The organism is Parabacteroides sp. merdae-related_45_40, from assembly GCF_001915675.1.
Genome location: NZ_MNQY01000032.1, coordinates 1 through 14084, shown reverse-complemented (window position 1 = coordinate 14084; position 14084 = coordinate 1). Strand labels below are relative to the sequence as shown.

Here is a 14084-nt window from a genome sequence, read left to right as displayed (position 1 = left end):
AAAAACCACTCATATGATTAAACTAACAGAGAAGATAGGCTACGGTTTCGGGGACATGGCATCGTCCATGTTCTGGAAACTGTTTGGCGCTTACTTGATGATTTTCTATACGGACGTATTCGGATTACCGGCAGCAGCCGTAGGTACGATGTTCTTGATAACTCGTATATGGGACTCGGTCTTTGACCCGATTGTCGGCGTCGCGGCGGATCGTACGCAAACACGCTGGGGAAAATTTCGCCCTTATTTGCTTTGGCTGGCGATCCCGTTCGCCGCTATCGGAGTGCTCACTTTCACGACTCCTTCTTTCGGACAAACAGGTAATTTGATCTATGCCTATATCACCTATTCCTTGATGATGATGGTGTACTCCGCCATAAACGTGCCTTACGCATCCTTGCTTGGAGTAATGAGTCCATTGCCGCAAGACCGTAATACCCTTTCTACGTACCGCATGGTATTCGCCTATATCGGCAGTTTTATAGCCCTGTTGCTATTCATGCCGATGGTGCGTTTCTTTAGCGGAAATAGCGATGAATTGGCGGATCAACAACATGGATGGACCCTAGCGGTCGTAGTTATCGCTATCCTGTGCGCCATTCTCTTTTATGGATGTTTCGCATGGACAAAAGAACGGGTAAAACCGATTAAAGAGCAACAAGGCTCGTTAAAAGATGACTTGAGAGACCTATTGCGCAACAAGCCTTGGTGGATACTATTGGGAGCAGGTGTCTCCGCTCTGGTTTTCAATTCCATCCGCGACGGGGCTACCGTATATTATTTCAAATACTTTATCGTTGAGGAAGCCTATGCCAATGTATCTCTTTTCGGAGTCTCCTTCGTCTTAAGCGGATTATATCTGGCGGTAGGACAGGCGGCAAACATTATCGGAGTAATCTTGGCCGCCCCATTAAGCAACCGGATCGGAAAGAAAAGAACCTATATGGGCTCCATGCTGATCGCCTCGGTCTTAAGCATCCTCTTTTTCTGGCTCGACAAGACGGATATAGCCCTGATATTCACGATCCAAGTGTTCATCAGTATTTGCGCCGGTAGTATTTTCCCCTTACTTTGGTCCATGTACGCTGATTGCACGGATTACTCGGAACTAAAAACCGGGAACCGTGCCACAGGATTGATCTTCAGTTCTTCGTCCATGAGCCAGAAATTCGGATGGGCGATCGGCACGGCTATCACAGGCTGGCTACTCGCTTTCTTCGGGTTTCAGGCCAATACCGTACAAAGCGAGGAAACGATTAGCGGAATCAAGATGTTCCTCAGTTTCTTACCGGCCGTAGGTACAATCCTGTCCGTTGTATTTATCGCCTTCTACCCGCTTAGCGAGACAAAGATGAAGGAAATCACCGCTACGTTAGAAACCAAAAGAAAAGAAACAAATGAATAAAATCACCGAAGATTTACAAAACGAGGTTCAATGGGAGCTAGAGAACAATATCCTCCCTTTCTGGATGAACCGAATGATAGATAGTGAGTATGGCGGTTTCCATGGGCAAATCACGGGAAACAATCAACGAGTCGTACATGCCCCTAAAGGCGCCATCTTGAACGCCCGTATCCTATGGACATTCTCCGCCGCATACCGTTTATTACGAAAGCCGGAATATCTGGAAACGGCGACCCGTGCCAAACGTTACCTTATCGATAAATTCTACGACCAAGAATTCGAGGGTATTTACTGGGAATTAGACTATACCGGTCAACCCGTGCAAACCAAAAAGCAAATCTACGCCTTAGGATTCGCTATCTACGGATTAAGCGAGTACAACCGGGCTACCGGAGATAAAGAAGCGTTGGATTATGCGATCCGTCTCTTCAAGGCGATCGAACAATATAGTTTCGACCCGGAAAAGAACGGTTATATGGAAGCCTTTACGAAAGACTGGAAACTGATAGAGGATATGCGACTAAGCGACAAGGATGAGAATGAGAAAAAAACTATGAACACCCATCTGCATATCCTCGAACCTTATACTAACTTGTATCGGGTATGGAAAGACGAGCACCTCAAAAAACAACTCCGAAACTTGATCCTGATTTTCACCGACAAGATTTTGGATCACCGTACCTATCATTTAAACCTCTTTTTCAACGAGGATTGGGAAAGCAAATACCGTATCATCTCCTACGGTCATGATATAGAGGTATCTTGGTTACTGCATGAGGCCGCTATCGAATTGGGAGACAACGAGATCCTTCAGAAAGTAGAGCCTTTGGTTCAAAAGATAGCGATAGCGGCCGAAGACGGGTTATTAGCGAACGGTAGCCTCATTTACGAGTATCACCCGGATGAGAAGAAAGCCGACACGGACCTGCATTGGTGGGTGCAAGCCGAGAATGTAGTGGGTCATTTCAACTTGTATCAACATTTCGGAGATGAGCCTGCCTTAGGCACAGCCTATACATGCTGGAAATTCATTCAGCGTTATTTGATCGACAAGGAACAAGGGGAATGGCATTGGAGCGTATCGCTCGATCACGAGATCAATCGCGAGGATGACAAGGCCGGTTTCTGGAAATGTCCCTATCACAACGGACGGATGTGTATGGAGATTATCGAACGACTTGCCGGCGAATAGCCGTCCGAAAGACCGCCTGCCGGCTCTTTTTTATCAGATTAACAACCGTCGGAAGTTTCCGACATCAAAAAAACAAGCGATATGAACAAATTCTATTGGATGGCGATCGGCCTCCTTCTCGGTTTGGTGAACCTCCGGGCCGAGATCAAGCTGCCAGCTTTGGTAGGTGACAACATGGTACTCCAACAAGCCACTAAAGTACGGCTCTGGGGAAATGCAACCCCAAATTCAAGCCTGAAAGTCCGTAGTTCTTGGGACAATACGGAATACACGGCCCAAGTAAACGATCAAGGCAGATGGGAAATCTGGGTTCAGACGCCCTCGGCCAGTTTCGAAAAGCAACAGTTAACATTAGAGAATGGACAAGACAAGATTGTCTTGCATGATCTTCTGATCGGCGAGGTATGGTTCGGTTCCGGCCAATCCAATATGGAAATGCCATTAAGAGGTTTCTGGCACTGCCCTATCGAGGGAGGTAACCACGCTATCGCTACATCCGGGAAATATAAGAACTCGATCCGTTACGCTACGATCCAACGGGTCGGAGCTTTGGAACCGAAAGATTATCCGGTAGGTGGCGAATGGAAAGTATGTGATCCGCGAAACGCCCCGGAGTTCGGAGCTACCGCCTATTTCTTCGCAACCCTGTTGACCGAGGTGTTGAACGTGCCGGTAGGTATCATCAATTGTAGCTGGGGCGGCTCCACAGTGGAAGGTTGGTTGCCTAAAGACATCCTGCTAAATTATAGCGATATCGATCTATCCTTAGCGGGTAACGATGAGAAAATCCATCCGATGCTACAACCCATGATCATGTATAACGGAATGCTGAAACCAGCCAGCAAATATACGGTCAGAGGTTTCCTATGGTATCAAGGAGAGTCAAATGTCGGACACCCGGACTACGCTAAACGCCTAGCGACAATGGTAGAACATTGGAGAGGATTATGGGGACAAGGAGAATTACCTTTCTATCTGGTAGAAATCGCCCCTTACGAATATGGAGAAGGAGACCAAGCCGCATACCTTCGTGAAGAGCAATACAAAGCCATCCGGTTGATCCCCAATAGCGGTATTGTTTCCACGAACGATCTGGTACAGGATTACGAGAAACGGCAAATACACCCCAAAGAGAAACAAAAGATCGGTGAGCGTCTTTGTTATATGGCTCTAAACAAAACCTATGGTTATACAACCATCGCTTGTGAGGGCCCCCAATACGATCATATGGAAATAGATAAAGATAAAATCATTCTTTTTTTCAAGAATGCGGAAGATGGCTTCAATCGAGATAACGGGATCATAGGCTTCGAGATAGCCGGAAAAGACATGCGTTTCCACAAGGCAAACGCAACTATAGACGCTAACAAGAAAACCGTTATTATCTCAGCTCCGGGCGTAAAAGCCCCAATAGCCGCTCGTTATGGTTTCCGGAATTTCCAAATTGGCAACTTGCAAAACATACAAGGATTACCGGTGCTTCCATTCCGCACGGATAAATAAAACGACTTAGAAAATAAAACACAATACGTTATAATATTCAAGCTTGTTCATACGTAATGTCTTATTTTCATTTGTAAGACGTATTTAGTTTTTATTTCATTCTATTGTGATAATAGAAATTACCCTCCTAAAGTATTAGTAAACTTAATTCTTCCCATAAAAAAATGGGAGATCTTATTTTACAAGGAATCAGAGACCTCCTCTGATTCCTATTTATTTTTCATTCATATCATAATGTATACAAAAAATGATAGTTTGTATACAGACCATACTAATACATTGCGCTTTTTTTGCATCTAGATTTACTGAAGGGGGAAATATTTGTATAACAAACTAAATAACAATAATTTCATGAACAAGCTTATTAACAGAATTTCTCCGGAAACATCTGAAAACCGAATCTTACACGCTGGCTTTAGTATCATATTGATGTCAGAGGAAATAACACAAACCTTATCTGGTTTATCCAGCGATATGATTATTTTTATCTTAAGCGGATCCATAACTATATATTCCACTAAAGAAGAAAAGAAAACAATCGGTGAACAGTATATGATCTTTCTAAGATCATTTGAAAATTATACATATGATATCACCCTAGGTTCAAAAATCATCATTTTCTTTTTTGACAGTTTAACGATGAATGAGTTACCGTATTACCAACATCCGTACGGAATATTACCTCAACCTATCTCTAAGTGGATAGAACTGAAAATAGTGGAACCTTTATACGGTTTTCTAGAACTTGTCGGACAATATCTTGAAAATAATTTCCTGAACTACCCTTTGTATGAATTAAAGAGAACGGAATTATTCTACTTACTGAAAAAGCTTTATAGAAAAGAGGAATTAGACTACTTTTTCTATTTATCAAGTACGCATTCAGCAGAGTTTGAGAGACTCATCGCCGAGAATTATATAAAAGCTAAAACAGTAACAGATCTAGCTCAAATGATAGGTTACGGAGTAAATTCCTTTCGGATGAAGTTTAAAAAAGTTTTCGGTATTCCAGCCTACGAATGGCTGATGCAAGAGAAATCCAAACGACTATTGGTCGCCATAGCTAACAGCGAGGATGATTTTAAGAATATAATAGATGAATTCGATTTCTCCTCGCATTCGCATTTCTACAAATTTTGCAAGGCACGCTTTGGATATAGTCCCACGGAGCTAAGGAAAAAACTTAAATCATTGTAAAAAACACCCCCTATCAGAATATACATTTAAATTGTCAAGTTGTATAACTCCTAATAAGTTATACTCATTTATCTTTGCCTCATTGATTTTAGACACCTATCCGTATGGATGATCTAATAAAAGATAGTGTATAATGACCACCATATTTTTTTATGTTTTACTATTCCAAATTAAAGACTGGGATAAAATTTGTGAAGAAGAGGGTAAAATGACATCGCCGATAATTTGCTATATTTTGCTAGGGGTTATCTTATTCATAATCTTGATGCGTATACTTTCCATATTGCAGTTTTTGCGATTGAAGCGGAAGGTAAAGAAACGTATTTCCCCGAAACACGATAAACCTTCCTGTAAATAAAGCCTCTACCCGCTTACATTCATTAATAATTAACGGAAGAACCAATTCGCTTCTTTCTATGTTTATATAAAAAAAGCGTTTAGATCATGGGCTTCAACATTCCTTACACAGACAAAAAGCGGGTCGTAATTATCGGGGGCGGATTTGGAGGGTTAAAACTAGCTGAGAAATTGAAAAAGAGCAAGTTTCAAGTAGTCTTAATCGACAAGAACAACTATCACCAGTTTCCTCCCTTGCTTTATCAAGTAGCGTCCTCCGGCTTAGAATATAATGAAATATCCTTTCCATATCGAAAGATATTCCAGAAGAGAAAGAACTTTTACTTCCGGTTGGCAGAGGTATATGGCGTCAATCCGAAAGGGCATACCATTCAAACCTCCATCGGCGAATTGGAATATGATTATCTTGTAATCGCCGCTGGAACTATCACCAACTTCTTTGGAAACAAAACGATCGAGGAACAGTCTCTACCCATGAAAACGGTAGAAGAGGCGTTAGCTTTACGAGACACCTTATTAATTAATTTAGAGAAAGCGACTACTTGTACGGACCCAGACGAGAAGCAAGCTTTGCTAAATATAGTAGTTGTAGGTGGAGGGGCTACAGGTGTAGAAGTATCCGGCGCTTTATCCGAGATGAAACGGTTTGTTTTGCCGAAAGACTATCCGGATCTAGGAAACTTTCATATGAATATCTATCTGATAGAAGGGTCCCCTAAATTACTAGGGGCCATGTCTCCGGAAGCCTCCTCCAACGCTAAACGCTTCCTTGTGGATATGGGCGTTAACATCATTCTTCAGAAGCGTGTCGTGGACTATAAGGATGGGAACGTTTTCTTAGATGACGGACAAACCATACCCACTAGAACCTTACTTTGGGTAAGTGGTGTGAAAGCGGTGCATTTCGATCATATCGAAGGAGAACTCTTGACCCGGGGGGAACGGATTATCGTCAATGAATGTAATCAAGTAAAAGGCTTATCCAATATATTCGCCATAGGAGATGTCTGCTGGATGGCAGAACCGGATTACCCAAACGGACATCCGCAAGTCGCTCAGGTAGCGATTCAGCAAGGTGAGTTATTAGCCGAAAATCTACAACGGATCGAGGCTCTAAAAAAACCGAGACCTTTCCATTATAAGAATTTGGGAACTTTAGCTACTGTCGGCAGGAATAAAGCGGTTGCCGATTTAAATAAGGTGAAATTACATGGATTTACGGCATGGTTGGTTTGGATGCTCGTACATTTACGTTCCATCTTAGGAATCAAGAATAAGCTAATTGTACTGATCGACTGGATCTGGAATTATTTCACGTACGACCGTTCCATGCGTTTCATCTTGTTCATCCAAAAGCACAAACAAGATGGAACACAGGGCACGGAACCTACTTTATAAACGATAAGTCAACGTAAGCCAAGCTACCCGGGCATCACGATTGCGCTTTTGCGTCATTTCTAAGTTCGGGGCATCAATAATCGTTGTTTCTTCTAAACTATCGAATATATTGTTGATACTTAAGTTCGCGCATAATTTACGATTGAGGAAATATTGAGAGAGACCGGCATTTACGCTATAACGGCCTTTGATCTTACCTTGAGGCGTAAGCTGGTCGGAAACGTAGAAGCCGTCTACCTGAAAATCCGTAGTCGGCGTAATACTTACGTTCACATTCCCCTTCACATCCCAGCAAACCAAGGATTTCTTCTCGCCATAGCCTATCGTACGCCCATCGATCTCGTCCCGATAGATATCCCCGGAGAAACCGACCGTCAAGATACGTACCGGATTCCAGCTACCGGACAAGTCGGCTCCGACTGCTTGGCTATGTCCGATATTCTCTTTCTTCCAAACCGTCTCGTCATTTACTTGGCTAGCGGTTTCCATGATACGATTCGTACGATTCCGGTAATAAATAGCCGGAGTCAAACGAAAACGGGGAGCCGAAAACAGATATCCTAGCTCTACGTTATGGATAAACTCATCCTTCAAGCCCGGATTCCCCTGTATGATATGGGTAGGATCACTGTTATTCAAGAAAGAGCACAAATAGCTGCCATTCGGACGAATCACCCGTTGCTGATAACTCAAGCTTAAACGATTGCTCTTATTCACCTCATAAGTAAAACGGGCACGAGGATACAAATGAAAACGAGAGCTCTTGTTCTCTTTGCCTTTTATCCCCTGCCAATAAGGGTCGTTGATCCAAGAAGGGCTAAACTCATTCATCTTAAAATGACTAAATTCCGCCTGTATCCCTATCTCCGCGTTAAAAGCGCCCCAATTCTTAACCACGTCCGCATAGATCAAATTCAGATAACGTTTGAAATCGTAATTATACGATTTCGCCGGACTTAGCTCAAAACTACCGTCCACCTTATCAAAAGCAGCCGTCAGATAATCCTCGTTTCGCGCACGACCTATATAACCAAGCTTGAAATCCCAACCATCGATCTCCTGCCCATATCCAAATCCCCAGAAATAATTATGTTTCGTATGGTCGATAGATTGGTTATCCTCCGAGACGATATTCCCGTTTTGAGGATTCTCATTCTTGAAATCATTATCCTCATCATACGAGAAATTATTATAGTTGAATACGGTATAAAAACCTTGATTCTCCGAAATCTCATGGTTCCAATACGCTTCGGCGGCATAAGCTTCCTGACGCTGGTCGTTATACCGGTTACGGATCACGTACTTCATTTGCTCCCCTTTCGGGTTGAATACCCGGTTGTTAATGCGTCCATACCGGCTATAATCCATCAAATGATACAGGCCATGCACGGTGATCCGGTCTTTCGCGGAAAGATCATAGTCTACTTTCATATCCGCCACATGTACGTCCGGACGAGCCGTGGCATTATTATTCATCTCCGTCCGGTTTTTAGCGGTCGCGGTCGATTTGCTGAAAGATCGTTCCCGGTATTCCCTCCTATAATTGTATTTCGCGTTGATATGGAATTTTCCGGGATGCAAATTCAATACCGCTCCTGCGTTATATCGCTCATTCCATCCCGCCCCAAGCGTAACATATAGAGGGGAATCTCCCGTTCCATACATACGAGGCACCAGATTGAGTATGCCCACATCACCATCCGGCACCGCATTAATCGGAGGAAATGCCCCTAATGAGATCTGGTTAAAGAACAGGGCGGGAAGTTGGATCAGCACGTCACCGCTATATTCTTCCAGCAAACCGTAAGGAACTCCATCGACAAGCATCCCGACATTACCGGAGCCCCTGTATGTAACGGCTCCTTCCATATCGGTTATGACAGAAGGCAATTGGCGAAAAGCATCCGCCGCCGTATTGGTAACGCTACTCAAGTTATTATCTACCCGCAAGATTTTCATCCCGCCCCTCTCGCTCAACCCGGCGAAACGGGTACCCTGAATCTCTATATTCCGGATCGTAAGCGTCGTATCGGCAGGAGTCTGCGAGAATACCGGCATAGCCAATAGAGCGGCCAATGGAAGAAGTAAAATTTGTCTCATATCATTATCTATGGTTTATAAACAAAAAAAGTCTGTATGTTCAACGCATACAGACTGTCCTCAAAACTCGTTTACTGATTATTATTCAGCAGGAGCAGCTTCTACGGCAACAGAGTCAGTAACCTCAACAGCTACAGAATCAGTAGCGGCAGCATCCTCTTCTACTACAGGAGCTTCCTCAACTACAGTAGCCTCTTCTGTTTCAGCAACAGATTCGGTAGTTTCAGCAGATTTGTTGCCACAAGATGCGAATGATACAGCTGCGATAACAGCAGCAAATGCAACTAACTTTTTCATTTTGTTCTTAATTTAAACGGTCTATAATATCTTGTTGTTGTAAAACGATGCAAATGTATGTATTAATCATATATGTTGTACAACATAAGACGTTTTTTTTTGAATTATTTTCTACCGCTTTTACAATATGCTGAATATTAGCTGCGTTTGCTTTCTATTTATTTATCAATAATTACTGTATAGGTAACGCTTAATGCTTTTCTTCGGTGTTTTCTCAAATTCTGTCGGATACAATTGTATCTCCGAGATCGTTTCGTAAGGAGCCAGGAGCTTGTTCAACTCTATCCTATTTTGTTCCATGATAACTGGAAGATCCGTATGCGAGATACCCGTACTATCCACCGTATCGTAATCCGGATACACCATCCCGATCAATTTCCCGTTTTTCTCCACGACCAAACTCTCCATCACGAATGGCAAATTGTTCAATTTGGATTCAATCTCTTCCGGATAAATATTTTGTCCGCTAGCGCCCAAGATCATCGTCTTGCTACGTCCACGTATAAAAATACGGTTGTCATGATCGATCGTACCCAAATCACCCGTCCTTAGCCAGCCATCTTCCGTGAAGACATTTTGGGTTGCCTCATCATTCTTATAATAGCCTTTCATTACGTTCTCGCCCGATACTTGAATCTCGCCTACCTTATTATAAGGGTCTTCCGAATCGATACGGACTTTCATGATCCCTTTCAAGATCTGTCCGCAAGAACCGGGCACATACTCATTATTATGGTCATAACTGATCAACGGGCCACATTCCGTCATACCATAACCGATCGTGAACGGGAATTTGATCTTATACAAGAAATCCGTTACTTCTTGATTCATGGCGGCGCCCCCCACGATCACTTCACGGAAACGTCCTCCCAAGGCATCCACCAAATGTTTGCGGATCTGCGCATAGATACGTGAATCCAACAGTGGGATATTCAAGGCCAACTTCAAGGTTCGCTTATTCAACTGAGGAAGGATCATCTTCTTATAGATCTTCTCCAAAATCAGGGGAACCATCAAGATCAAGTTCGGCTTCACCTCTTCGAATGCCTTTAATAAGATTTTAGGAGACGGCACCTTACCTAATAAATAGACATGCACACCGAATGCCATGGGTACCAATAAATTGAAAGCGCAACTATAGGCATGGGCCAGAGGCAGGAAACATAACTCACGTTCACCCCGGAACAATAGATCCAGTGTCCGGGCATACGTCACGTTTCCGGCTAAATTATTCCCCGTCAACATAACCCCTTTGCTAAATCCGGTCGTACCCGATGTATAGTTGATCTCTACCACCTTGTCATTATCCAGCTCAGCGTATTTGATATCCTCTTGGGTGAAACCATCCGGATATTTCTCGGTCATCTTCTCATCCAGCGATTTCATCAACTTCTGGATATTCTCCCCATCCCGTTGATGCAAGCAACGATAATCAGAAAGAGAGAATACACCGCGAACCTCTTCGATCTTATCTTCCTCCAAAGAATCCCAAATCCGGTCGCTAACAAACAAAAAGACAGATTCCGAGTGGTTAATAATATGATGTACATCATTCGGATTAAAGTCCTGAAGAATAGGCACGATAATCGCCCCATAAGTAACAACCGCCATATAAGCGATGCACCAACGGGAGCTGTCTTTACCGATCAACGCGATCTTGTCTCCACGACGGACTTGGCACTCATGGAATAAAAGATGAATACGTGCGATCTCCGTTGCTACATCACCGAAAGTAAAGGTTTTACTTTTCCCGTAATCCGTTAATGCCGGCAAGGCCCAGTTTTCCTTGAAACTCTCCTCGTAAATCTTAATGAAATTCTCTTTGATCATAGCACACTTTTGTGAAATTCGCGTAAAAGTAAAAACAAATCCTTACTTTTGCCATGATATAACCTATAAATTTAAAATAAGAATGAAAAGAATCACTCTCGCATGGGCATTGACCCTCTGTAGTTTTATTACATTTATCGCCTGTTCATCCCCAGATGTTGGAGAAAGAAACGTAAGCATTATCCCCGCTCCGGCCCAAATGACAGTAGGCGAAGGTACATTCACGATCCATCCCGGCATCGAGATCGGTTATGCGGACGAATCCTTAAAGGGTATGGGCGAGTTGCTATCCAACGAGATAGAAAAGTTGTCCGGCATCAAGCTGGCTTCCGCCTCAGACAAAGAATCGAATTGCATCATCTTCCTCGAGTTGACAGATCCGAAAGAGTTCGCCGACCTGCCAAAAGCTTATGGATTGAGTCCGAAAGATAGTGTCCCCGTAGATGAGTCTTACTCCCTCTCCATCCAAAAGAGAAACATCTACATCAAGGCCACTACCCTAGAAGGTATCTATCGAGGTATCACTACCTTGAAACAAATCGTGGGTGGTAACCTACAGCCCGGAGGCGAGAAGATTTATCTACCGCTACTGGAAGTGAAGGACGCACCTCGTTTCGCTTGGCGCGGACTCTCTTTCGATGTATCTCGTTGCTTCTTCGATCCCGAGGAAGTGAAACAAGTGATCGATATGGTCGCCTTATATAAAATGAACGTACTGCATATGCATCTTTCCGATAACCAAGGTTGGCGTATCGAGATCAAGAAATATCCCGAGCTAGCGGAAATAGGAGGTCAACTTCCCAACAACGGCAGAAAAGGAGGCTATTATACGCAAGAGGAATTCAAGGATCTCGTGAATTATGCGAACGAACGCTTCATCACGATCATCCCGGAAGTAGATATCCCGGGGCATACAGCTGCCGTATTCGCCGCTTATCCGGACTTCAAGAACGCTGTCAAATTCAAGACCAAGGTTAACATCCCGGGGCAGGCCTTCAATGCCCTCGACGTAGACGATCCGAAAGCGATGCAATTTACGGAGGATGTTATCGCGGAGCTAGCCGCTTTAACACCCGGAAACTACATTCATATCGGAGGCGACGAGGCGATCGGCTTACCCCATGATAAGTTCGTCCGTTTTATAAATAAGACACGGGAAATCGTACTGAAGAATGGAAAGAAAATGGTCGGCTGGCAAGAAACCGCCCGTGCGGATATCTCGGAAGGCGATGTCATCCAGCACTGGATTTATCTGAAGCAAAAAAGCGAGAACTCTTCTAAGAAAAAAGATAATATACCTGCCGAATATAAAGAGATCATGGCCTTATTCGCCGAATTCATGAAAGAGGCACCAAAAGATCCGGGACTTGGTATATCCAAAAAAGCGAAAGTGATTCTCTCGCCGAGCGGTTACGTTTATCTGGACCATAAATATCTGGAACCAAGTGCGGACTCCACCCAAAACGCGGAGCAAGAACGTCTGGGTATGGCCGCCTACGAGAAACAAACGATCCAAGAAATGTACGACTGGGACCCAATGACCTTCAACCCAACTGTAGAGAATCCTCAAAAAGATGTAGCGGGTATAGAAGCCGCTATCTGGTGCGAGACGATCACCAATTTCAGAGATCTGCAATTCCTGTTAATGCCCCGTTTGGCTGGTGTCGCCGAAAAAGGTTGGTCCAAAGTAGAGAACACACATTGGGACGAATATAAAGTAAGACTTGGTGCGCAAGCCCCCTTATGGGAAAAGGCCGATTGGAACTATTTTAAATCATCCTTAGTGGATTGGAAATAACAGTACAAAATCTTCATAATATTACGAATATTTCGAAATAAATTAAATATCTTTGTCCTATTAACTTTAGGACAAAGATATTTTTATGAATAAATGGCTTATTATATTTGCGATATTACTAACCGCTTGTACCGGCACAAGCGAGAAATCAGAGGAATGTATAACAATTGACCTAGCAACTGTTTTTGACCATCAACCTCAAGAAGTAGCCTTAAAGAAATGGGCGAAATCCATCCAATTCATCCCTCTGCAAACGAATGACTCAATCTTGATCAAATACATCTCCCGCATTATTAAACACGGCGATAAGCTATTGGTGCAGCATGATAACAGAGCTTCTGTTTTCGACTTGGCAGGAAAATATTTATACGATATCGGCAAACAAGGAGGAGGTCCGGATGAGTTTAGTCGTATATCCGGACTAGAACCTCATGATCATCTTATTTATATAAAAGATAGCCCCATCCGAATAAAGGTATACGATTGGCAAGGGAAATTCCACCAAACCATTCAAATTCCGGATAAGAACATCCGGGGATTTTATCCACTCCCTAAGACGAACGTTATCCTAGGTCACGTACCCAACCTCTCTGGCAACGCACCCATTCGGTTCTATTTTTGCCAAGATACAGTCATATCGGATAGCATACCTTACTATAAATCTTATACAGAACCTCCTTTCGTCATGACATTTACCTATGAGTTCCGTCCTTTCGACGGAAATAAGATTGCCGCATTTAAGGAGTTGTTCTGCGATACGATATTTAAAGTTTCCAACGACATGAAGCTAACTCCTTATGCCGTCCTCGATCTAGGTAAATACCGAACGCCCGAGGAACTCCGTTATAATATCACGATAGACGATATAAAAAACGACCTGTTCAGGACAAAGACGATCCCTGTCATACCCTGACATGATACAGATTTACTTCACACGCAATTAACAATTAAAAGAACGTGTGTAAGATGTCAAACAAAGCAAGAGAACGTAAAAGTTACAGCATGGA

General features: G+C 43.3%; 10 protein-coding genes. 7 read left to right on the top strand and 3 right to left on the bottom strand.

Annotated elements, in window-relative coordinates; genetic code table 11:
* Nucleotides 1-13 precede the first annotated feature (13 nt).
* The 5 genes from BHV83_RS02000 (at nucleotide 14) to BHV83_RS01980 (ending at nucleotide 7052) form a co-directional block, all read left to right on the top strand.
* A complete protein-coding gene (locus tag BHV83_RS02000; protein WP_286755883.1) occupies nucleotides 14-1405 on the top strand; it encodes an MFS transporter in 1392 nt (463 codons plus the stop codon).
* The gene (locus tag BHV83_RS01995; protein WP_122370100.1) at nucleotides 1398-2597 is read left to right on the top strand and encodes an AGE family epimerase/isomerase; all 1200 of its coding nucleotides are present in this window, start codon (nucleotides 1398-1400) and stop codon (nucleotides 2595-2597) included. Before BHV83_RS02000 ends, BHV83_RS01995 begins: the two co-directional genes overlap by 8 nt.
* A gap of 81 nt (nucleotides 2598-2678) precedes the next feature.
* Nucleotides 2679-4100, top strand: coding sequence for a sialate O-acetylesterase (locus tag BHV83_RS01990; RefSeq protein WP_286755859.1), 1422 nt, complete (start codon nucleotides 2679-2681; stop codon nucleotides 4098-4100).
* A 351-nt stretch (nucleotides 4101-4451) separates the two neighbouring features.
* Nucleotides 4452-5297 (top strand): helix-turn-helix domain-containing protein, encoded by an 846-nt coding sequence (locus BHV83_RS01985; RefSeq protein ID WP_005865576.1) that lies wholly within the window; start codon nucleotides 4452-4454, stop codon nucleotides 5295-5297.
* 444 nt (nucleotides 5298-5741) lie between these two features.
* A complete protein-coding gene (locus tag BHV83_RS01980; RefSeq protein WP_057326801.1) occupies nucleotides 5742-7052 on the top strand; it encodes an NAD(P)/FAD-dependent oxidoreductase in 1311 nt (436 codons plus the stop codon).
* Here BHV83_RS01980 and BHV83_RS01975 read toward each other — a convergent pair.
* From BHV83_RS01975 to BHV83_RS01965, 3 genes are all read right to left on the bottom strand, one after another.
* Nucleotides 7047-9152 (bottom strand): outer membrane beta-barrel family protein, encoded by a 2106-nt coding sequence (locus BHV83_RS01975; RefSeq protein WP_005865572.1) that lies wholly within the window; start codon nucleotides 9150-9152, stop codon nucleotides 7047-7049. The two genes, BHV83_RS01980 and BHV83_RS01975, sit on opposite strands and share 6 nt — an antisense overlap.
* Before the next feature lie 81 nt (nucleotides 9153-9233).
* The gene (locus tag BHV83_RS01970) at nucleotides 9234-9449 is read right to left on the bottom strand and encodes a PG1828 family lipoprotein (RefSeq protein ID WP_057319968.1); all 216 of its coding nucleotides are present in this window, start codon (nucleotides 9447-9449) and stop codon (nucleotides 9234-9236) included.
* Nucleotides 9450-9614: 165 nt separating this feature from the next.
* Entirely contained in the window at nucleotides 9615-11279 is a 1665-nt protein-coding gene (locus BHV83_RS01965) for an AMP-binding protein (RefSeq protein WP_005855185.1), read from the bottom strand.
* Between the two features lie 82 nt (nucleotides 11280-11361).
* Between BHV83_RS01965 and BHV83_RS01960 the strand changes: the two genes are divergently transcribed.
* Both BHV83_RS01960 and BHV83_RS01955 read left to right on the top strand, forming a co-directional pair.
* Entirely contained in the window at nucleotides 11362-13077 is a 1716-nt protein-coding gene (locus BHV83_RS01960; RefSeq protein WP_286755829.1) for a beta-N-acetylhexosaminidase, read from the top strand.
* Between the two features lie 85 nt (nucleotides 13078-13162).
* Nucleotides 13163-13990: a DUF4934 domain-containing protein gene (locus tag BHV83_RS01955; protein ID WP_286755827.1), complete on the top strand. Its 828-nt coding sequence runs from the start codon at nucleotides 13163-13165 to the stop codon at nucleotides 13988-13990.
* Nucleotides 13991-14084: the final 94 nt, after the last annotated feature.